19 protein-coding genes are annotated in these 21,846 nt (G+C 69.5%); 12 read left to right on the forward strand and 7 right to left on the reverse strand.

What is annotated here, in order from left to right; genetic code table 11:
• From ACFT9I_RS16530 to ssuE, 7 genes are all read left to right on the forward strand, one after another.
• Positions 1-891: an ABC transporter permease gene (locus tag ACFT9I_RS16530; protein WP_382564794.1), complete on the forward strand. Its 891-nt coding sequence runs from the start codon at positions 1-3 to the stop codon at positions 889-891.
• Positions 888-1,904, forward strand: coding sequence for an ABC transporter ATP-binding protein (locus ACFT9I_RS16535; RefSeq protein ID WP_382564796.1), 1,017 nt, complete (start codon positions 888-890; stop codon positions 1,902-1,904). Before ACFT9I_RS16530 ends, ACFT9I_RS16535 begins: the two co-directional genes overlap by 4 nt.
• The gene (locus ACFT9I_RS16540; protein ID WP_382564797.1) at positions 1,901-2,797 is read left to right on the forward strand and encodes an ABC transporter ATP-binding protein; all 897 of its coding nucleotides are present in this window, start codon (positions 1,901-1,903) and stop codon (positions 2,795-2,797) included. Before ACFT9I_RS16535 ends, ACFT9I_RS16540 begins: the two co-directional genes overlap by 4 nt.
• A 38-nt stretch (positions 2,798-2,835) precedes the next feature.
• Positions 2,836-4,176, forward strand: a complete 1,341-nt coding sequence (locus tag ACFT9I_RS16545) for an NtaA/DmoA family FMN-dependent monooxygenase (protein WP_382564799.1) — start codon at positions 2,836-2,838, stop codon at positions 4,174-4,176.
• Between the two features lie 89 nt (positions 4,177-4,265).
• Complete coding sequence (locus ACFT9I_RS16550; protein ID WP_382564801.1) at positions 4,266-5,309, forward strand: LLM class flavin-dependent oxidoreductase; 1,044 nt, start codon at positions 4,266-4,268, stop codon at positions 5,307-5,309.
• Between the two features lies 1 nt (position 5,310).
• A complete protein-coding gene (locus ACFT9I_RS16555; protein WP_382564802.1) occupies positions 5,311-6,171 on the forward strand; it encodes an alpha/beta hydrolase in 861 nt (286 codons plus the stop codon).
• 117 nt (positions 6,172-6,288) lie between these two features.
• Positions 6,289-6,897: an NADPH-dependent FMN reductase gene (gene ssuE, locus ACFT9I_RS16560; RefSeq protein WP_382564804.1), complete on the forward strand. Its 609-nt coding sequence runs from the start codon at positions 6,289-6,291 to the stop codon at positions 6,895-6,897.
• On the opposite strand, the gene ACFT9I_RS16565 is transcribed toward ssuE, so the two are convergent.
• Both ACFT9I_RS16565 and ACFT9I_RS16570 read right to left on the reverse strand, forming a co-directional pair.
• A complete protein-coding gene (locus ACFT9I_RS16565) occupies positions 6,839-7,225 on the reverse strand; it encodes a hypothetical protein (RefSeq protein WP_382564957.1) in 387 nt (128 codons plus the stop codon). The genes ssuE and ACFT9I_RS16565 overlap by 59 nt on opposite strands.
• 189 nt (positions 7,226-7,414) lie before the next feature.
• Entirely contained in the window at positions 7,415-7,594 is a 180-nt protein-coding gene (locus tag ACFT9I_RS16570; protein WP_382564806.1) for a hypothetical protein, read from the reverse strand.
• Positions 7,595-8,405: 811 nt separating this feature from the next.
• Between ACFT9I_RS16570 and ACFT9I_RS16575 the strand changes: the two genes are divergently transcribed.
• Positions 8,406-9,293, forward strand: a complete 888-nt coding sequence (locus ACFT9I_RS16575) for a septum formation family protein (RefSeq protein ID WP_382564807.1) — start codon at positions 8,406-8,408, stop codon at positions 9,291-9,293.
• 648 nt (positions 9,294-9,941) lie between these two features.
• Here the strand turns inward: ACFT9I_RS16575 and ACFT9I_RS16580 are convergent.
• From ACFT9I_RS16580 to ACFT9I_RS16600, 5 genes are all read right to left on the reverse strand, one after another.
• Positions 9,942-10,478, reverse strand: coding sequence for a hypothetical protein (locus ACFT9I_RS16580; RefSeq protein ID WP_382564808.1), 537 nt, complete (start codon positions 10,476-10,478; stop codon positions 9,942-9,944).
• Between the two features lie 744 nt (positions 10,479-11,222).
• Complete coding sequence (locus ACFT9I_RS16585) at positions 11,223-11,600, reverse strand: hypothetical protein (RefSeq protein WP_382564810.1); 378 nt, start codon at positions 11,598-11,600, stop codon at positions 11,223-11,225.
• Positions 11,601-11,685: 85 nt separating this feature from the next.
• Positions 11,686-14,604, reverse strand: coding sequence for an ATP-binding cassette domain-containing protein (locus ACFT9I_RS16590; protein ID WP_382564812.1), 2,919 nt, complete (start codon positions 14,602-14,604; stop codon positions 11,686-11,688).
• Between the two features lie 20 nt (positions 14,605-14,624).
• Positions 14,625-16,865, reverse strand: a complete 2,241-nt coding sequence (locus ACFT9I_RS16595) for an MFS transporter (RefSeq protein WP_382564814.1) — start codon at positions 16,863-16,865, stop codon at positions 14,625-14,627.
• Positions 16,862-17,464 carry a hypothetical protein gene (locus ACFT9I_RS16600; protein ID WP_382564816.1) on the reverse strand — a complete coding sequence of 201 codons (603 nt, stop codon included), beginning with the start codon at positions 17,462-17,464 and terminating at the stop codon, positions 16,862-16,864. Before ACFT9I_RS16600 ends, ACFT9I_RS16595 begins: the two co-directional genes overlap by 4 nt.
• A gap of 158 nt (positions 17,465-17,622) precedes the next feature.
• Between ACFT9I_RS16600 and ACFT9I_RS16605 the strand changes: the two genes are divergently transcribed.
• From ACFT9I_RS16605 to ACFT9I_RS16620, 4 genes are all read left to right on the forward strand, one after another.
• Positions 17,623-18,942: an ABC transporter substrate-binding protein gene (locus ACFT9I_RS16605; protein ID WP_382564817.1), complete on the forward strand. Its 1,320-nt coding sequence runs from the start codon at positions 17,623-17,625 to the stop codon at positions 18,940-18,942.
• 64 nt (positions 18,943-19,006) lie between these two features.
• A complete protein-coding gene (locus ACFT9I_RS16610) occupies positions 19,007-20,794 on the forward strand; it encodes a thioredoxin family protein (RefSeq protein ID WP_382564819.1) in 1,788 nt (595 codons plus the stop codon).
• Between the two features lie 65 nt (positions 20,795-20,859).
• On the forward strand, positions 20,860-21,600 hold the full coding sequence (locus ACFT9I_RS16615; RefSeq protein ID WP_382564821.1) for a GntR family transcriptional regulator: 741 nt from the start codon (positions 20,860-20,862) through the stop codon (positions 21,598-21,600).
• The gene (locus ACFT9I_RS16620; RefSeq protein ID WP_382564823.1) at positions 21,597-21,788 is read left to right on the forward strand and encodes a hypothetical protein; all 192 of its coding nucleotides are present in this window, start codon (positions 21,597-21,599) and stop codon (positions 21,786-21,788) included. Before ACFT9I_RS16615 ends, ACFT9I_RS16620 begins: the two co-directional genes overlap by 4 nt.
• The last annotated feature ends 58 nt before the right edge of the window (positions 21,789-21,846 follow it).

Below are 21,846 nucleotides of genomic sequence, written 5' to 3' on the forward strand. Positions count from 1 at the left end.
ATGGTGTGCCGCGTCCTCTCACTCACCTCCGGCCGGATCGCCGTGGTCATCCTCACCGTGATCGCCCTGCTCGCCGTCCTCGGGCCGCTTCTCGCTCCGCAGGACCCGCTGGCCACCAGCGACAACACGCTCGCCGCCGCCTCGGGTGCCCATTGGCTGGGCACGGACTATCTCGGTCGTGACGTGTTCAGCCGGCTGCTCGACGGATCCCGCGTCAGTGTGCTCGGTTCGCTCGAAGTCGCCCTGGTGGCACTGGTGGTGGGTGCGATTCCCGGCATCCTGTCCGTCTATCTGGGCCGCGTCTTCGAGTGGCTCACCCTGCGGCTGGCCGACACGCTGGTCGCCCTGCCGTTCCTGTTGTTCGCCGTCGCCGTGATCGCGCTGCTCGGCAACGGGATCACCCAGGCCATGCTCGTCACAGGCGTGCTGGTGTCCCCGCTGTTCTACCGGGTGGCCCGCGCCGCCACCCTCTCCGTGGCCCGCTCCCAGTACGTGGAGGCCGCGTTCATCTCCGGGGCCTCCCTCGGCTGGGTCGTACGCCGTCATGTCTGGGCCAAGGTGCTGCCGCCGATAGCGGTCGCGCTCGCCCAGACCGTCGGCGTCGGCTTCGTGATCGTCGCGAGTCTCACGTTCCTCGGCATCGGTGTCCAGCCACCCGCGCCGACCTGGGGCGGCCTGCTCGCCTCCGACCTGGGCTACCTCAGCCACCGGCCGTGGGCACCACTGCCTCCCGCACTGCTGATCATGGCCACCGTCTGGGCCGCCAATCTGCTCGCCGACGCCATTCGTGACGTGTCCGGCGAGGCGGGCCGCGCACTGGTCAACAACCGCAAGGTCCGTGCCAACCGCCTCGACAAGGCCGGCCACGCCCCAGCCGGAGGTACGTCATGACGACGCTGTCCCAGAACATCACCCAGCAGGACCGGCAGGAGCAGCAGGACCAGCGGGACCAGCGGGACCGGCAGTCCTCCCAGGACACCCGGGAGGACACCGCGCCCGACACGGCCGATCCGGCCGCCGGTCCGAACGCCGGTCCGGCCGCCGATCCGGCCGCCGATCCCACGGTCCCTCCGGTGCTCGCCCTGCGCGACGTACGCATCGGCGACCAGGCGGCCCGCCGCGAGATCGTCCACGGGGTGAGCTTCGAACTCACGGCGGGCAAGGCCGTCGGCATCGTCGGCGAGTCGGGCAGCGGCAAGACCCTCACCTGCCGCGCCGCGCTGGGCATCCTGCCCCCGCACTTCGAGGTCACCGGCGGATCGATCGCGATCAACGGCACCGACATCACGACGCTGACGCCACGTCGGTGGACGGCCCTGCGGGGCGGCACGATCAGCGCCGTCTTCCAGGATCCGGCGTCCTACCTCAACCCCTCGATCCGCATGGGCGCGCAGATCGCCGAGGTGATCCGCGTCAAGAAGGGGCTGAAGCGGCGCGAAGCACGCGAGCGCGCACTGGAGTTGCTGCGGGCGGTCCAACTGCGTGACCCGGAGCTGGTCTACAACCAGTACACCTACGAGCTGTCCGGCGGCATGCTCCAGCGCGTACTGATCGCCACGGCGATCGCCGCCGACCCCCAGCTCCTGATCGCCGACGAGGCCACCACGGCACTCGACGTCACCGTCCAGGCCGAGATCCTCGACCTCCTCGCCGACCTGCGCGAACGGGCCGGTCTGGCCCTCGTCGTCGTCTCCCACGACCTGGCCGTCGTCGCCCAACTGTGCGACGAGGTCCTCGTGATGAGGGAGGGCGAGGTCGTGGAGCGCGGTCCGACGCGGTCGGTGCTGGACGATCCGCGGCACGAGTACACCCGGCTGCTGATCGCCGGGCACGAGGAGTACGGCCTGGAGAAGTTCCTCGCTCCGAAACCAGAACGTCCCGAAGCGTCCAAGGAGGCGTCATGACAGTCGAGTTGGCGGACGAGGCCCTCAACGGCTCGACCGGGTCCACGGACGCCGCGCGCGCCGCCGAGACCCGGGAACCGGTCCTGGACGTCACCGGCCTGGAGGTCCACTACGGTTCACGCCGCCGGCGCCGGCTCGCCCTGGGCGGGGTCTCCCTGAGCGTCGCGCCCGGCGAAACCGTCGGCGTCATCGGCGAGACGGGATCGGGCAAATCCACCTTCGCGCGGGCCGTACTCGGCCTCGTACGCCCCTCGGCGGGCTCGATCGTCATCGGCGGCGAGGACGTGAGCTCGTACGGAAAGCGGCAGTGGCGCGACCTGCGCCGGCGCGGGCTGATCCAGTACGTCTTCCAGGACCCGCTGCGCAGCCTCGACCCGGACCTCACCGTCGAGGACTCACTGACCGAGCCACTGCTCGTCCAGGGCGTCCCGGGCAAGGAAGCGGCCGAGCGCGCCCGAGCGTTCCTCGCCCGGGTCAGCCTCGCGGAGGAACTTCTCGGCCGGCTGCCCGGGGAACTGTCCGGAGGGCAGCGCCAGCGCGTCGCGGTGGCCCGCTCGCTGGTCACCGAACCCCGGCTGGTCATCCTCGACGAGCCCGTCAGCGCCCTGGACTCCGCCAACCGCGTCCAGATCCTGGGGATCCTCAAGGAACTGCGCGCCGCCGGGGTCTCGCTCGTCTTCATCTCCCACGACCTCGGATCCGTCGCCGGGATCGCCGACCGCGTCGCCGTCCTCCACCAGGGCGAACTCGTCGAGGTCGGCGCCGCCCGCGACGTCATCAACCAGCCGCGACACCCGTACACGCGCCTGCTCGTCCGCTCCGCGCCCACCCTGCGCACCGCCCCGGCCGACCGGGCCGAGCGCCAAGCACTGCGCGCGCTGCTGAACGTCTGAGCCCACGACAGACACGTCCACGACAGACAGGAACAGCCATGTCCCGCACGATCCATCTCGCACTGCATCCCTACGGCGTCGGCGGTCCCGGCCAGCACGGCCTGTGGAAGGACCCGCGCGTCGCCAAGAACGCCAGCATCGACATCAATTACTACATCCGGCAGGCCCAGGCCGCCGAACACGCGCTCTTCGACGCCCTGTTCGTGGTCGACAGCCAGTTCATCAACGCCACCTACCCGGCCCACTACCTCAACCGCCTCGAACCGCTCACCCTGTTGTCGGCGGTCGCCACCCACACCCGGCACATCGGACTGGTGGGCACGGCGAGTTCGACGTACAACTCACCGTTCAATCTCGCCCGCCGGTTCGCCTCGCTCGACCACATCAGCGGCGGACGCGCCGGCTGGAACGTCGTGACCAGTTTCGACACCGGTACCTCCAGGAACTTCGGGCTCGACGAGCACCTCGACTACACCACCCGTTACGGCCGCGCCCTGGAGTTCGTGCAGGTCGCCCGCGGTCTGTGGGACTCCTACGAGGACGACGCCTTCCCGGCCGACGTGGCACGCGGCGTCTTCCTCGACCCGGCCAAGCTGCACGCGCTCGACCATGCCGGCGAGCACTTCGACGTCGCGGGACCGCTCAACCTCTCACGCTCGCCGCAGGGCCAGCCGGTGATCTTCCAGGCCGGGGTCTCCGAGGAGGGCCGCGATCTCGCCGCGCGGGTCGCCGAGGGCATCTACGCGCCGGGCGGCGCGCTGGAGCAGGCGCGCGCGTACTACGCCGACATCAAACAGCGCACTGCGGCGTACGGGCGCGACCCCGACCACATCAAGATCTTCATCCACGGCGGCCCGGTCGTCGCCGGTACCGACGAGGACGCGAGGCGCCGCGAGCGGGAGATCTTCGAGGAGGACAACGACTTCGACCGTAATCTCGCACTCCTGGGCCGCTCCTTCGGCGCGTACGACTTCAGCCGGCACGACCTGGACGCGCCGTTCCCGGACGTGGCGCACCTCGCCGAGAAGGGCGGCCGGACGGGCGCCGCCAAGATCATCGAGCGGGCCCGGACCAATGATCTGACTCTCCGTCAAGTCGCTGAATCGCTGGGGGAGTTCCGCCGGTCTCCGTTCGTCGGCGCGCCCGAGACCGTCGCCGCCACCATCGAGGAGTGGTTCAACGCCGGGACCTTCGACGGCATCAACCTCGCCTTCCGCACCGACGACGACATCAGCCTCTTCGTCGACGGCGTCGTCCCGATCCTCCAGAAGCGCGGTCTGTTCCGCACCGAGTACGCGGCCGACACCCTGCGCGGCAACCTCGGTCTGCCGGTCCCCGCCAACCGCCACACCCGCGAGCCCCATCTCGTGAACGACTGAGCGCGAGCCGCCACTCCCCCGGCACCGCCCGGTCCGCGAAGGCATCGAGAGGCGCCGAAAGGCATCGAAGGTACCGAAAGGCACTCACCATGACCACCACCGGGACAGCACGCTTCAGACTCGGCTTCCTCACCCACGTCCAGGGCCGCGGGACCGACCAGGCCCGGATCTACCGCAACGCGCAGGACCTCTTCGTCGCCGCCGACGAACTCGGCTTCGATGTCGGATGGGTCGCCCAGCACCACGTCGCCGCCGGTGGGGGCGGCCTGTCCTCGCCGTGGACGTTCCTCGCCCACGCGGCGGCGCGGACCACCCGGATCCGGCTCGGCACCGCCATCACGGTCCTTCCGCTGGAGGACCCGGTCCGCCTCGCCGAGGACGTCGCCACCGTGGACGCCCTCAGCGGCGGGCGCGTCGAGATCGGTGTGGGCAGCGGCTACAACGCCGTGGAGTACGCCGCGTTCGGCCAGGACGTCGCCCGTAAACGCGAGTTGACCAGCCAGAATCTCGACGTGCTGCGCCAAGCGCTGGCCAATGAGGAGGTGCGTACGCCAGGCTTCCGTATCCAGCCGGCGTCCACCGGCTTCACGGACCGGATCTGGCAGGGCGTCTTCAGCGAGGGCGGGGCGGCCTACGCCGCGGCCGGCGGCTCGAACCTGCTGCTCAACCGTGCGGCGTACGGATTCGACTCCCCCACCGACGAGGTGCAGCGCCCCTGGGCGGACGCGTTCCTCGCCGCCTGGGACCGGCCGCGGCGCCCGCGGATCGGGCTGTCCCGGTTCGTCTTCCCGGCGAAGGACAGGCGCACGGCGCTCCGGCAGATCAGCGACGACGTCCACGGGGCGGCGCTCCGCATGTCGGAGGGTGGCGCCTTCCCGAAGGGCCTGTCCGTGGAGGAGGCGTTGCGTCGCTTCCACTCCTTCTACGGCGCACCCGAGGAGATCGTTGAGGCGCTCCGGCGGGAGCGGGTCCTGCCCGTCGCGACCGACCTGATCACCCAGTTCAACCCCGCGATCCTCGACCAGGACGCCGCGCTCCGGGCCCTCGAACTCATCGCGACCGAGGTGGCACCCGCCCTCGGCTGGCAGCCCGCGACCGCCGCCGGCCCGGTCCCCGAACCCGCAGGAGTGTGAAATGACCGAGTACACCGACCATTACGGCCCCGATGGCCTGCGCACGCGCGGCACGATCATCGTGGTGCCCGGCCGTGGAGAGACCCGCACGACCTACACCCGCCTCGGGAGGCGGCTCGCCGCCGACGCCTACCGCGTCCGCGTCGTCGACGCCCCGTTCATCGACACCCGCGCCGCGACTGCCCCGCAGACAGGCACGGCCGACACAGACACGGATACGGATACGGATACGGATACGGATACGGATACCGCCGGCATCGACACCGGCGACCTGGCCGGCTCGCTGGACCGCTTCGGCCGTCGGCTCGCCGAGGCCGTGGCGGACACGGCGGCCGACGACGGCGTCGTACGGCCCGTCGTGCTGGTGGGGGCCGACACCGGCGCCGTCGCCGTGGCCGCGCTCCTCGGCCGGGAGGCCCCGGCCGTCTTTCGGCCGGACGCCGTCGTTCTCGCGGGGCTCCCGGGCGGTGCCGTCGCCACCACCGGCACCTGGGACGAGGAACTCGACGTACGCACCTCCTGCCCGGCCCATCGAGGCACGCTCACCGACGACACACAGGTGCGGCGGGGCTCGCTCGGCGACGCGGTGCCGGACGCACTGCTCAGGGCGGCGTTCGACAGCGAGGCCGACGTCCCGGCGCTGCTCCTCGTCGGCGACACCGATCCGCTCGCGGACCGCGACGCGCTGGTGCGCGCGACGAAGTCACTGCCCCGTGCCCGCCTTTCGGTGGTCCGCGGCGCCCACCACGACGTCCTGAACGACGTGCAGCACCGCTCGGTGGCGGCCGAGATCGTCACCTTCCTGGAGACGCTGCGCAACGAGCTGGTACCGGTGGTCGCGGTGGAATCCAGCGCGTGGTGAGAGCCGTCGTCCGACAGCCGCGTCGGCGGTGAGCAGCCCACCGGCGTGCTCCGCCGGCGTGACCGGACCGACCGGTCTCCCGGCACCTCTGAACCCCCAACCTGGAAGGGTCCTCACATGGCCGCCATCCTGTCCGTCTCCGGTAGCCCCTCCGCCACCTCCCGCACCGCACGGCTCCTGCGCCACCTGGACGACCGGCTCCGGCAGCAGGGCCACGACGTGATCTCACTGGAAGTGCGCACCCTGCCCGCCGAGGCCCTGCTCGGCGCCGACTTCCGCCACCCGGCCATCGTCGAGGCCACGGCGCTGTTCGCGCGGGCGGACGGGGTGGTGATAGGCACCCCCGTCTACAAGGCGGCCTATTCGGGGCTGTTGAAGTCTCTGCTCGACCTGCTGCCGCAGTACGCGCTGACCGACAAGACGGTGCTGCCGCTGGCCACTGGCGGCACGACGGCCCATGTCCTCGCCATCGACTACGCGCTGCGCCCGGTGCTCAGCTCCATGGGGGCCGGCCACATCGCCCCCGGCTGGTTCACGCTCGACAAGGAGATCACCGTCGCCGACGACGGCACGCTGACCGTCGCGCCGGGTGCCGCCGAGGCCCTGGCCCAGGTCACCGACCGGTTCTCCGCCCTGTTGGGGGGCTCGACCTCTCGCGTAGGGGCCGTCAGAGCTCAGGAGCCGGACAACCAGGTGCGGATGCCCGCCGGCGCGGTGGGGCCGTAGTCCGCGTCGACCGCGTGAGCGGGGTCCGCGACGGGTCTCGGCGTGCCCTTCGGGGAGGTGGACGCACTGAACAGGGCCGCCGGGCGCGGGAGTTACCTCGTACCTTGCTCACCGACGCCGGAACTCCTCGCTGCCCGCGCTCACATCGGCGATCGGCTCGGCCAGTCGGGGGTCTTCGGCACTCTCGGCGAAGGACCGGCAGGAAGACCGGAGTGAGAGCCTTGGCCGGCGCATTGGCCGCGAGCACGTCCATGTAACGGCTCCGAACGAGGGCGGCGACGTCCGTCCACGAGTCGGCCAGCAGCCGCAACGTCTGCGGCTCGGGCATCCGCCCGGCGGGCCTGGACAGCGTGTGGAGGTGTCCGGTCGCCGTCTCGTCCAGGCGCACGTAGCAGTCGCGGCGACCTCTTCGCGACGCAGCCCGGGACCCGTCGCGGGCGGCCGACGGCGAGGCCGGCCGATTCGGGCCCTACGAGCGCGCGCCGAGCCCGGCGATACCCGCCAAGGGCGTTGCCGCTCATGTCCCGCAGCTCAGGTAACGCCCGGCCGAACGACGTCCCGGAGGTAACGCGTCGGGCCACGGCGTCAGTTCGGCGAGCCGGGCCATCGCACGGGCGGAGTCGCTGCCGAGCACGGCCGCGTGCAGCACCAGCATCTGGCTGTCGGTGCGGGTGACCGGCAGCCGCTCGTACGACAACGGACTACCTGGCAGCGGCCCCGGAGATCATCGACTCCGCGCCGGCGTCGCTCGCCGCTTCCGAATTCATGAACGCCGACGAGCGGGCCGCCGTGGCCACCAACGCGCTCGGCGTCCTTCCCTCGATACGAGAGCGGTTGTCCCCGGTACACAGCAGCCGCTGACAGCTGCCGATACCACCGGCCCGAGCGCACAGGGAGGCGTCTTCCGCCACCTCGGGGGTTTGCTGTCGGCGGATCTGGACGGGGGCGTCTTGAACTCGGAGTTGGCGTCGCGCAGTTGATTCACGTCGCGGCGCAGGACGTCCAGTTCCTGGTGCGGACGCTGAATGATCTGCGCTGTCTGCTCGTGCTCGTACTCATGGTCTCCCGCAACACCTGCCGCAAGCGCCGATCCGAAGCTCCACACCTGCAGGACAGATCGACGGCCAAGGCAGTTGCAGACGCGGGGACTTGAGAGAACCCATCTCGTGCAGCACCGGCTCGTCGGCCTGGCGAACCGTCGTATCGCTCGACTTCCCGCTGCGGACAGGTGAGCTCGTATCGCAGCTGAAAGTGGTCCTGCTGGAGGATCTGCCCTTCGCGGTACGCCCGGCCTTGCGCACGTCCCTCCACGCTCAACTGCCCCCGGCTCCACAGAAGTGCCACCGGGCCATCCCGACTCCTACCTGCGAGCAGTCCGGATACAACCCTCGCGGCCCGTCGCGAGTCAGAGACGCCGTGATGGGTGAGGGCCTTCGCGCAACCGGGCCGCAGGAATGGCATACGATTCGCCTGACCTCATAAAGATCACATAAGAGGATGTACACGTCATGACAACCCGTGCCCCGCATCGTTCTCTTCGCGGCATATCAGCCGTTGCCGCCCTACTCGCGATCGGCGCGGTGGGATGCTCGGAGGTCTCCGACGCCGTCGACAGCGCCAAGGACGGCGCGAAGACGGTGGCTCGCCAGCGCTCGGTGTTCTCGCTGGACATCGGCGACTGCTACAACCCGACCGGCAAGGCCGAGGGGATGGCGTACACCGTCGAGATCGTGCCCTGCGACGAGGCGCACGAGGGCCAGGTCGTCGGCGAGTTCGCGATCGACAAGGGCGAGGAGTACCCGGGCGACAACGGGGTCTCGACGATCGCGGACGACCGCTGCCCGGTCGAGGCGCAGAAGTACGCCACGGACACCTGGGCGCTCCCGAAGGGCGTCGCCCTCTTCTACTACACCCCGACCAAGGAGAGCTGGGCGACGGGTGACCGCGCGGTGAGCTGCACCTACACCGCGGAGAAGAGCACGTTCAGCGGCTCGCTGGACACCGCGAAGTCCCTCAAGCCCGAGCAGAGCACCTACCTCAAGGGTTCGAACGCGCTCTACGAGGCCCTGTGGGCGAACCAGCCCGTGAAGGAGACCGTCGAGGACGACCTCACCGGCTACAAGGCGCAGGCCAAGGCCGTCGCGGCCGCCCTCGACGCACACGTCGACGGCCTGGACGACATCGAGGGCACCGAAGTCGGCAAGCTCCACGCGACGCTGACGAAGGCGGCGGAGAACTGGAACAAGGCCGCGAACGCCGCCGACGCCGACGCGTTCTACATCGCCTACGACCCGGCGTTCACCGACATCGACCCGAACAAGTCCGTCGCCGCCCGCAAGGAACTGGGCCTGGCCACCACCGTCCCGGCCGACGAGGCCGAGGTCTGGGCGGGCTGACGCTCCGTCGGATCAGCGGGGCCGTGCCGTCAGGGCCCGGCCCCGCTTCCGGGCCGGTTCGGCGGGCACGGTGTCCACCGACCGTGTCCACCGACCGTCCCCGCCTGCGACGCGAGGCGCAGAGAGAAGTGGCGCTCCAGGATTCTCGCCCCGACGGTACGGCCCACTTCAGGCGTTCATGCGCTGCCCCAGCGGGACGATGTCGGCGTTCCCTTCCCCCATCCGGAATGGTCACCACCGAGGGGTCTCCGCACGGTGGTCGTGGAACGCGCTGCGGCCCGGCGATATCCTCAGGGCGCACACGCCAGTAGCCGCCGACCAGTTCCCCCTCCCGGCGCGGCACCTCGGGTCAGTGCTTCCACCGGTCGATACGTGTAGCGGCGAACGCGTGCGCTTGGTCCAGCGGGACGGCTCGCTGCCCCCGCGCCCGGGGCACCCCGCGCCGGCGGAACGCCCCCGGTGTCGACTCCGAACTGGAAGGACTCATGGGCGCCGAGCCACGCTGACCCACGCGTCATCTGAGCTGACGTGATACTACGCAGAGCGCACGGCGCTTGTAGCAGGTGTGCGAGGGCGCCGAGGCCACGCTTCGCGCAGCCATCGCGCACAGCGGCCTGGACCATGAGCAGGGCTGTCTCGCCGGGGCGGCTACTCGTAGCCGAGGACCTTGAAGTCCTTGCTGACGAAGATGTGGTGGGGCCAGTTGACGCCGACGTTGTGGACCTCGTACTCGCCGCCGCTCAGCTTCACCACACGGTTGGCGACACCTCCGGGGACGATGGCCTGCGCGGCCTTCGTCGCCTTGTACGCCGTCGTCCCGGCGAGAATGGTCCCCTCTCCCTCGGTGTAGTCCGGGATCTCACCGACGCTCTTGGCCGGCGACGGTGTCCCCTGCTCGAAGGGGACCACCCCGGCCGCCTTGGCGGCCGCGGCCCCGCCGTCGCCCCCGGGCTGCACGACGACCTGCGTAGCCGCGACGTTCGCGCTGTCGACCGTCCCCAGCACGAGGACGCTCACGCCCTTCTTCACGGCGCTCTCCGAGGCGCGATGGGTCCCCTTCTTGTAGGTCGTGGAGGACGCCTCGGCGACGGTCACCTTCACACCCGTCGCTGTCGAGATGGTGAAGCCCGATGTGGACGTGGTGTCGACGATGCCGGTGGCACCCCCGGCGGACGGCTCAGCCACGGGCCCACCGCCTGGAGGCTTGGTGGGCGTCGCAGTCGGTGAGGACGTGACCGCGGCCGACGGGGACGGTGGGGAGCCTGCTGCGGACGGGCCGACACCGGTGACTCCGGCCACCGCGCAGACCAGCCCGGCGGCCACGATCCATTTGCTCTTCTTCGTCGACAGCAACCGCCGACCGCCTGGCCGAGGCGCCTGCCCGGCCGGTGAGTGAGTTGTCGGGTCGTAGTCGTTCATGATGGCGTTCCTCTCGCTCGGCAACGAGGCAGAGCCTGGTGGTCATTCATATGAGGACCCTTTGGTTGACCTGTGATTTCGCTGAACACATCCGGTTCTCAGGAACTTCCAGCAAAGCGCGAGGTTCACCGGTCGGCGTCGGGCCCACCCGGACTCCAGGTCGTCGATCACACCGTCTCGGTCGGGCGTAGTAGTTGCCGGTGTCAATCATGAGACGCGCCGACGGCGGCTACGGAAGCCCCCCCCCCGAGGTCTCACGCTGACCATCCTGAGGCACCCCGGGCCGGGTCGCAGGTCGGGCTCCCCGGGCGAGGTCGTCACAGCCTTCGCTTCCGCATCGTGAGACCCGCACGTCGGCGAGGTTCTGCGCCTCGACGAGCGACACGCCTCCGGCTCCACCGTACGAATCGCCTGTTACCTCGGCCGGGACGCGGCACAGCGTCTCGGCGAGTTTCGGCCAGCGAAGTGTCTCCCCCTCTCTGCCGCTCACGTGATCATCGACTCAGCGGTTCAGGCGAGCAGCAATTCGGTGGTGTGCGGGCGTTCACACCGCGGGCCGTCACAGACCTGGGTCCGGATGCGCAGCCTTGATCCGGCTGCCGCGTTCGAGAGCGTCCCTGTGATCTCCACCGTGCCGGTGAGTTCGCCGTTGGGCGTCTGAGGGATCGTCAGGTGGACCAGTTCCGCCGGCGATTCGGCCGAGACGGAGACCGGCAGGCCGACCGTGGAGCCAGGGGCGTACAGGTGCCAGGGTGCCTGCACGGTCAGTGCCAGGACCACCGCGTACGTGCCGTCTTCTCGCGGGCAGGCCTCGGCGGCCGCGTCGACCCAGTTGGCTCTCGCCGTACCGGTGAGACAAGTTGAGGTCGGACCAAGCGGCTGAGACATCACTGCGCCTTCCTTCGTAACCCTGATATCGAATTGACATGCTAGATCTGCCAACTGGACATAGCAACAATCAGACTTGCTGACATCAGGCAACGTCGGACCGCTGGATGGCCTCGATACTGCCGCCCAGGTAGGAGTCGATGACCCGCTCGTGCGCTCGCACCTCGGACGGCGTGCCGATGGTGAGGACCTCCCCCTCGGCCATCGCCACCACCCGGTCGGACAACGACATGACCAACGGGATGTCGTGCTCGATCAGGACCAGGGAGAGATGGAAGTCCGCCCGGACCCGGGCGAGCAGCGCCCCGAGCGCCTCCGTCTCCCGCTGGGCGATGCCCGATGACGGCTCGTCGAGGAGCAGGACCCGCGGCTGGAGGGCGATCAGACATACGAGTTCGACAATCCGCCGGGTCCCTGTCGACAGTTCCCTGATCGGCTTGGCACGGTACTGGCCCAGGCCGAAGTAGCCCATCAGGTCGTGTGCCACCGACCGGCGTTGACGGGCCGTGGGGTCCAGGCCGAGAACACTCAGCGTGGTGCGCGTAGGACGCTGCCGCTCCAGCGCCAGCATGATCACATCGAGGACGCACATCGTCGGGAACAGCACCGAGTCCTGGAAGGAGCGGACGAGTCCGAGATCAGTCCGTTCCTCCGGTGGCAGGCGGGTGATGTCGTTCCCGTAGCAGAGCACTTGTCCGCTCCGAGGCCGGGCGAATCCGCTGAGAATCTCGAACGTCGTGGTCTTTCCCGCCCCGTTGGGTCCGATGAGTCCCACAGTCTCGCCCTCTCGGAGCGTGAAACTCACGTCGCGAACGGCGTGCACATTGCCGAAGCTCAGTGCCAGATGACGGGCTTCCAGGACGACGGTGTCGGGGCGTACCGGCGGATTGGCCGACTCCCTGAGCGCCGGGATCTCCTCCGGGCTCCTGTCCGCAGCTCTGAGGGGAGCGGGTTTCCCCGTCGCCGGTTCCGGCTCGCTCCGCAGGGCGGCACGGGTCATCCGTACACCGTGCAGTCGGCCGAGACCCAACGCGATCAGATCGCGCAGCGGCAGGAGAAGCTGTGCCGCGCCGGCCGGTACCGCCAGTGTGATCGCCAGGACGCCGGTGTAGGTGGCGGCGTAGATGTTCGAAGCCGCGGTGCCCGCGCCTGTGGCGAAGTAGATCGGGATGGCCACCACCCACAGGGTCCCCAGCGGGCCGCCGGCCAGGGCGGAGGCGCCGCCGAGCACGACCGCCAGCACGACCAGGGCGTTGTTCCCGGAGGAGAAGGAGTCCGCCGTCGCCGTCGTTCCGGAGTGGACGAGCAGGGCACCGGCGGCGCCGGCGAGGCTCCCGGCGACGAAGAAGAGTCGCAGGCGTACGCGCATCGGCCGGATGCCGAAGGATCGGGCGGCCTGCCGGTTGTCACGGGTCGCGACGGCCATCCGGCCGAACCCGCCGCGCCATACGTTCCACGCGATGATCAGGCACAGTACACCCGTGCCCAACGTCCACCAGAAGTATCTGACGCCCGGCGTCAGCGCGTACCCGCCCAGGACCGGCTGGCCGACCGGTTTGCCCTCCTCGCCGAAGAGGGCGGGCAGTTCGAGGAGGGCGGGCAGTACGACCGCGAACCCGGCCGACGCCACCGTCAGGGTCAGACCACCCATCCGCAGCCCCGGATAGGCGAGTGCGGCGGAGACCGCTCCGGCGACCAGGACGGCGGCCACCAGACCGAGAAGAGCGTTGCCGGTGCGTGTGACGGTCAGGAAGGAGGCGGCGCCGCCGACCCCCGCGAGCGCGAACTGCCCCAGGGACAGGTCACCTCCCAGACTCGTCACCAGGCCGGAGGAGAGCGCGACGACGGCGAAGACGACGACGGTCGTCATGAGCATTCCGTCGCTGTCCGAGCGCAGCGCCGTCGCGGTCAGCAGCGCCAGCCCGGCGCCTGTCGCGAGCAGGGGCACGCAGCGGACGGTCCACAGGCGGGCCAGTTGCTCGGGCAGCGGCCGTGCGACGGACAGGGCGGCCCAGCTGCCCGCCGCCTCACCCCGCCCCCGTATCCCGCGCTGTACGAGCAGGGCGACCAGGGTGACGGCGAACAGGACGGTGCTTGTGTAGGGCGCGACACTGTCGGACCACATCAGGACCTGTTCGAGCATGCCGAGGACCACCCCTGCCACGACGGCGCGGGCGAGATTCGTCATTCCGGCGATGGCGGCGGCGGTCAGGGCCGGGATGATGCCGAACTCCGTGAAGGCCCCCTCCGCACCGCTCTCGGGGGACCCGCTGGGGTAGAACACCGACAGGACGGTCACGCACAGTCCGGCTATGCCCCAGGCCGTCGCGGTCATGGCACGCGGGGAGATCCCGGCGAGCAGCGCCGAATCGGGGTTGCTCGCGCTGGCTCGGATCGCCAGCCCGTACCGGGTGCGGGTCATGAACAGAGTCAGGCAGATGAGCAGCAGGGGGGTCGCCAGGATGAGTCCCGTATAGCTCCTGGTGACCAGCAACGGGCCGATGGAGAACTCGAACAGCCCTGGCGGTCCGGGTACGCCTGATCCGGTTCCCAGGAACTGGAGCCTCCCCCGGAGAGACAGGAGGGCGACGGCCACGCCGAGTGTCGCGAGGGTCACCACGACCCGGGGCGTCGCCTGGAACCGGCGGACGACCGTCAGGTCGACCAGTGCCCCCAGAGCGAATCCGAGCCCCAGGGTGAGGACGAACGCGACCCAGTAGGGCAGCAGGGCGACTCCCGTCAGGATCGGCAGGACCGACGCCGCGAGGGTCCCGATCGCCGGCTGGGCGAAGTTGACGACGCGGCTGGTGCGGAAGACCAGCACCAGGCACATCGCGAGCAGGCCGTAGGAGAGTCCGATCAGAGCGCCGAGCACCAGTACGTACGAAGGAGTGGCCAGCCCCAGTGCGTGAGCGACCTGTGTACCGGCTACGACAGCGAGCGTCCCGCCGGCGACGGCCGTCACCCACTGGGGCGGGCGGACCCGCCGTACCCCCGGGCTCATCCGGGGGCTCATTCGCGGGCTCATTCGCGCTCCCGGGTGGCCGCACCGGACAGGAACACCGACCGGAGCAGGTCTTTCTGTGCCAGTAGTTCGGCGCTGGGCCCGTCGAACATGATCTGCCCCTGTTCCATGAAGTACGCGTGCTCGGTCACCGACAGCGCGACGTTGACCGACTGTTCGACGAGTACGACCGAGGTGCCGGTCGCGTTGACCAGCCGGACCATGTCCAGCAACTGCCCGACTACAGCAGGTGCGAGGCCGAGGCTGAGTTCGTCGATGACCAGCAGTTTGGGCCGCATGATGAACGACTTGGCCAGACCGAGCATCTGCTGCTCCCCGCCGGAGAGCAGCCCGGCCGGAAGATGGCGCCGCTCGGCGAGCCGGGGGAACGCGTCCAGCGCTTCGTCCATCCGGCTCTCCAGCTCGCTTCGGTTCCTGACCTGGTAGCCGTAGCAACGGAGGTTCTCCAGCACCGTGAGGTCACCGAACACGGCTCGCCCACCGGGCACTTGGGTGATCCCCAGGGCCACTCGCCGGTTCGCGTCCAGGTAGGTGATGTCGCGGCCCTCGAAGCGGACCGAGCCGCGCTGGGGGATGCTCAGCCCGGACAGCACACGCAGGAGTGTCGACTTTCCCGCGCCGTTCACCCCCAGCAGCGCGACCATCTCACCGTGTTCCACGGAGAAGTCCGCGCCGAAGAGGACCTGCGTGTGGCCGTACGAGAACTCCACGCCCCGCAGCGCGATCATGGGTATCGCGCGGCCCGCGGCGTGCAACTGCGTGATGACCTCTTCCTCGACCACCTCGTCGATCATCGAGTCCAGGTCCTGGCGTACCGTCCGGCCGGCGATCATGCCGATCACGGTGGCGGCGAGGGAGAACAGCGAGGTGATCACCACCGCGCCCGCGATACCGAGCCCCGCGGCCGCAGTGCCGAGCACCGCCGTCGCCATGGCGGCGCCGCCCAGGGCGAACAGCCCGGTCACGGCGCCGACATGGGGGCGCAGCGGCGCGGGCACGATCGACATGGTGCCGACCGCCATGGCCGGGCCGAACAGGCCCGCGGTCGCGGCGCCCGCGATCTGGAGAGCGAGCAGCATCGGCACGGTCGTGGCGTACACCTGGGCGGCCTGGAGCGGGATTCCGATGATGCCGACCGCGCCCGCGAGGTAGAACATCCGGGCCGGGCTCTTCTGGTAGATCCGGTCGGCGACCGGCGCCAGGACGAAGTAGGAGGCCACCGCCACGAGTCCGGACACCAGGTACATCGAGGAGCGCTGCGAGGCGTTCAGGTTGAACCGGTCGGCATAGTAGAAGGCCAGGTAGGTGGCGACCGGACCACTGAGCGAGCCCACCACTCCCCCGACGAGCATGACGCGCATCGACTTGATCATCCAGATACGCCGGACCGCTTCCGGCATGGTGAGCTTCGGGGGCTCCACGGAGGCGCGGTCGGACGGGGCGGCGTCCGTCGGTGCGCCGACGCTCGTCTCCCGGCGGACGACGTTGCGGAGTTCTTCCGTGTCGTACCGGCCGTATCCCGGATCGCGGAGTCCGAGGGAGAGCGCGCAGCACATGATCGACACCACGCCGAGGGCGAGGAACACGCCGCGCCAGTTGAGTTCGAGCGGGCCGGTCAGCAAGGTGACGACACCCTGGGCCACGATCCCGGCCACGATTCCGGCCGAGGTGAGGACGGCGACGACCCGTACCCGTACCTGCGGTGGATAGAGATCGATGATGAGCGCCCCGCTGACCGTACCGCTCGCCATGGTCGTGGCGTCGTCGGTGATCTGCAGGATCACCAGCATCCACGAGGCCACCACAAGCCCGGTGACCGGGGTGGCGAGGCTGAACACGAGCGCCGCCAGCAGCATGACCATCGCGCGGCGGGGCTTGTGCTGGACGAAGCGCGCCACCGCCAGCGGCACCACGAAGCTGAGCACCTGGCTGAGCAGGGCGATGACGTTGAAGAACAGGGGCGACAGGCCGAAGGCGCGGGCGAGGTCGGGGGTCATGACGGTCCACGCCTGGGCGTGCATGACCTGACTCACGCTCAGTGCGAAGACAGCGAGCATGGGGTAGAGCGAGAGACCTTGCTCGCGGAGCAGCCGCAGGAAGGGCCTCTTGTCGGCCACTCCCCCGGTGCCGCTGATCTCACGGCCGCGCTGACGCAGCGCTACGGTACGCCGCTCGACGTCCTCCAGGTAGGTGGCGGGGGTATCCGTGAGCGGTTCGCGGTCGTCCGCCCGGGTCGTCAACTCCCGCTCCCCGAGGCGCTTACGGAGAAGGACACGTTCCAGAAGGAATCGCCGATTCGATGGCCGGAGCCGTCGATGAGCACGACCGTCGCATAGTGGGCGTCGGAGTTGAGAGCCCCGGCCGGCACCGAGGGGAGCCGCACCTCGGTGCGGTCCGTGACGTACACGTTGTACTGCAGCGCGAGCAGGTCGGAGCTGGGGCAGCGCGGATCCGCCTCGCAGGAAGGCTGCCCGACGACCTCCTTGAGCGACGCGCCGGGCGGGACCGGGTACCGGTCGACGAACACGGCGAAGTGACCGGTGTCGGCCCGAACGGGTCGGCCGGGCGGCTCCGGTGTGAAGTCCTTGACCCGCCAGCGGACCGTGACGGGCAGGGAAACCGTCGCAAGGTTCGCCGGGCTGACGATGTCGAGCCGGTGGTCCTGCGTGAACCTCAGGTCACCGATCCGACCGCAGCCGGTCGTGGTCGACAGGGCGAGCAGGGTCGTGGCGGCGACCAGGGCGAGGCGCCGGCGCGCGAATGGCGCCTCCACGATGGGCCGTTGCCCGCGGCGAGGGGCGATCAGCCGGGCGATCGGTCGGTGTCCAGCGGTCAGCATGGCCGCCATGCTGATTCATTCCCCGTCAGCAGTCAATCAATCTGATTCGTTAATTAACAGAGCTGACATGTCAGTTCGGCGTTCTGTTATTGACACCCTCGGAAGGTCTGGTGTTCGCTGCTCGTCGGAAGTTCCCCGCCGCTCGAAGGAGTTGTGCCGTGTCCGTGCCCCGTGCAGTTCGTGTCGTGTCCGTGGCGGTCGCCGGCACGTTCGCCCTCACCGCCTGTTCGACGACCGGGACGGACGCCGGGGGCAAGCCGGCATCCTCGGCGAAGACGCTCACCATTCCGGCTCAGGACGGACCCGGGGTGACGGCGTCGGAGATCACGCTGACCGACTACTACTTCAACACCAAGAACAATCCGACCATGGTTCCGGTGTACGAGGCGGTCGTGAAGGCGTACAACGCCGAGGGAGGCATCGCCGGGCGCAGCATCAAGCTGGTGAACCAGCCGCCGGTCCAGGTGTCGGAGACCGCGACGAACAGCCAGCAGACGGCGGCCACGTGCGCCTCCTACGAGTCGGGCGACTACTTCGCCGTACTGGAGTCGAACGACACGGGAGGCCTGGGCAGTTGCCTGAACCGGCAGGGCGTCGTGGAGGTACAGGGGGGATCGGCCCCGGTGCCCGCCGCCACCTTCAAGGACGCGCCTTACACCTTCGCCCCCGGCTCCATCACGCGCGAGCGAAGCAGCAGAACGCTTGCCCAGCAGCTGAAGTCGTCCGGATTCTTCACCGGAGCGCGCAAGGTCGCCGTACTCGCGGGTGACGGCGACGGCGCCACGTTCAACAAGCAGGTGGCCGAAGACCTTTCGGCGGCCGGGGCGCCCGATGCCACCGTGCTGACCCTCAGCTCGACCAAGCCCGATCCGCTGGCGCTCGTCCTGAAGATGAAGCAAGGCGGTTACGACCGTCTCGTCGTCGCCCCCGGGGAGTCCGCCACGAGCGCGCTGACCTCCGCGCTGCCACAGTTCGCCTCGCAGAAGTATCTGCCGAAGATCGCCGCGTTCGGTGCCGCCCTGCCCGTGGAGATACTCATGAGCAGGTTCTCGGTGCCGGAGGCCGTCCTCGAGCGGATCACGAACTACGGCTGGGCGTACGCGTTCACCGGGATCCCGGTGCAGCAGCAGAAGGATCTGGCAACGGGTAAGCCGGGTGCGAAGAAGTGCGTGGACATCGCGCAGAAGGCACACGTCGACGTGTCGGGAGACCGGATTCTGCCCCGGCTCCTGACCTTCTGCGAGCAGTTGGACTTCCTCAAGTCATCGCTGGCGAAGAGCGGCAGCAAGCACGTCAACGCGCAGGCCGTCGCCGTGGGCGCGTCCCGGGCGAACGGGTTCGACAGCATCACCACCTTCGCCGCGCATCCCACCACCGACCGGCCCGACGGGGTGACGGCGGTACGCCGCGCCACCTTCTCCGCGAAGCTCAAGTCGTATCAGTACGTCGGTGAGAACCTGCCGACCGCCACAGGCTGACCCCGCGAGAGCGATCCGCACCCGCACACCATCACACGTATACGGACGAGGACAGAAGCCGCACATGACCGAGACCGAGACCGACGCCCCTCCCCCCACACCACACATCCAGCGGGTCACAGGCGAGGAACTGGATCGGATCGCCGGAGGACCCGACATCAACGTACTGGTGTGGTTCACCACACCGTGGTGCGGACCCTGCCGGCAGTTGGCCGCACATCTGGACAAGTTCGCCGCCGAACACCCGGACAGGGTGCGGGTGGTGTCGGTGGACGCCGACGACCATCCCGAGCCGGCGTACCGGTACCAGGTCCTCGGCTTCCCCACCTTGGTCCTCCTGCACCGAGGCAACCGCGTCTGGCAGCGTCCGGGGGCGCGGGACGCCGACTCCGCGCAACTCGCCCGCCTGCTGCTGTCGTTGCTCGACGCCGTGGACGAACTGGACCCGCTGGACGATACGAGTCCGGCTCCGGCCCCGCACCGGCCGAGGCGGACCGTACGCGTGCCCGGCGTCCTGGGCGCGACGGCGACTGTCCAGCTAAGGGATCCGGTCCACCGGGCGTCGGACCGTCTCACCCTGGAACCGGGCGCCACGGCAGAGGTCCCCGAAGGCCACATCGTCGAGGTCCAACTGCGGGCGGACTACCGGCAGGACCCGCCGCTGGACATGCGTGTACTGCGCGAGTTCGAACCGGACAGCATCGACTACCTTCTGGTCACCCACCGCGACGTCCGCGGCACGGATCTCATGGAGATACCCGCGCTGAACCAGCTGACGTATCTCTTCCTCAACTCCAAGGGGGAAGACGTCGCCACGGACACGCTCGAAGCCATCCGGCTGTTGCCGCGACTCCAACAGATCGTCCTGCCCGGTACCCCCGCACACGCCGTACCGCACGCGGTCGTCACCGGTGAGTGGTCTCTCCCGGAACTGCGCGGTGCGGCGCCCACAGCCGCCGTCGCCAGGCTGGACGCCGGCGCCGACACCACCCTTGTGCTGGGATCCGCCCGTACCATCACCGACGAGAACTTCGATCGGGACCCCGCCACCTCCACGGGCATCACACTTCTGGACTTCACCGCTTCATGGTGTCCTCCCTGCAAGGTGATCAAGCCGCTGCTGGGGAACCTGGCGGACGAGCGGCCCGACATCGCCGTACTGGCTGTCGACGCCGACACCGAGACCCCCTTGATGCAGCGATTCTCGATCAACTACATGCCGACTCTCGTCATTCTTCGGGACGGCCACCCGGTGTGGCGCAGCACCGGTGTGCAGGACGCGGAGACCTTCGCCGAACTCCTGCTGCCCGCCCTGGCCGTGGCCGAAGCTCTGCCGGGCCCGCCGACGACGGCCCATCCCGTACTGAAACCACACCCGGCCCGCACACTGGACTTGCCCGAGGGTCCCCTTCCGTTCGACCTCGAACTCACACCGCCCGGCAGAAGTGGCCTGGACGCGACCAGGATCACCACGGGAGGCGCAGTCGAGGTCCCCGCCGGCTGGAGCGTAGGGGTCTCCGTCCGTGAGGTGGCCGAGGGCGGTGGCACGCTCGGCGCGGAGGCCTTTGTGGCACTGCGGCCCGGTGACGTCGACAGCCTTCTCCTCACAGGTCCGGTGGCCGTGACCGAACGGACCGTGGCCGAACTGTCCCGGCTTGACGGCCTCCAGAATCTCAGCTTCGCTTGCGACTCTGTGACCGCGGAAGCGGTGAAGGCACTGACCGACTTCACCTGGCTGCGGATCCTGGAGATCAAGGGACGCGGAGACGGCGAAGTGTCCGACGAGCAGCTTGCCGGGTTGCGTACGGCGCTCGGCGGGACGGTCGTCAACGAGAGGTGGAGTGCGCTGTAATGGCCGCAGGCCGAGGTTCGAGTCCAGGTCCGAGTGCGAGCGCGAGTTCGAGTTCGACGCGAGTCGTGACGCCGAGTCAGGAAGAGCTGGCGGAGGAGTCCGGTTCGCTGCGTGGCCGTACCATCAGCGAGATCCGGCGCCGGATCATCTCCGCCGATCTGGCACAGGATCGCACCTTCTCCGAGGCCGCGCTCGCCGACGAGCTGGGAGTCGGCCGCGCACCGGTCCGTGAGGCACTCATCGTGCTCTCCCACTCCGGGTGGGTCGACACCCTGCCCCGGTCGGGATACCGCGTCAAGGCGATGACCCTCAACGAACTGCGCGACCTGTTCGCCGTACGTCTGGCTCTGGAACCGCAGGCCGCGGCAGCGGCCGCCCGCCGGGCCCCCCATCCCGAGGACGCGGCTGCGGCGTTGCTGGCGCACTGCGACCTGGAGGAGCAGGGCACGGCGTCCGCACAGGACCTGGTCACCGGCCACTATCGCTTCCACCGGCGCATCGCCCTACTGACGGGCAACGCCGAGTTCGACCGCGCTCTGCGGGACGTCCTGCTGCGAACCGAGAGATACCACCTGCTCGACACCGTCGTCCGGGCCGCGAACGACGAGCCTCTGCCGCACCGCCCGTTGGCCGACGCCGTCATCACAGGGGACGGCGCCGCCGCGGCGGAGGCCATGAGCCGACTGATCACCCAGGACCAGCGGCGGACCATCGACGCCATTATCGACAGCGACCTGATCCGGTCCGTCACGCTCACACCACGACCGCGACGGACCGACGCCGTATCGAAAGGGGCACGCGCATGAAGGCCGAACGCGACCGGCGTCATGACGATCAGGAGTGGACCCAATTCGTCGAGGCGCACAGCGCCCAGGGCGCGTACATGGCCGCGACGCATCCCGCGGCCGCCCGGCATTACCCCGACAGGGGCATGTGTCTGGGCGACCACGACTGCCCGCCCGACCAGCTGTGCGACGGAGGAATCTGCGTATAGGGAGGGCTCCGGGCCATGAAAGCCCGCGACGGCATCCAGTGTCGGAGAGCCCCTGGAT

This window comes from Streptomyces sp. NPDC057137 (genome assembly GCF_042670825.1).
In the GTDB taxonomy this organism is placed as follows: Bacteria; Actinomycetota; Actinomycetes; order Streptomycetales; family Streptomycetaceae; genus Streptomyces.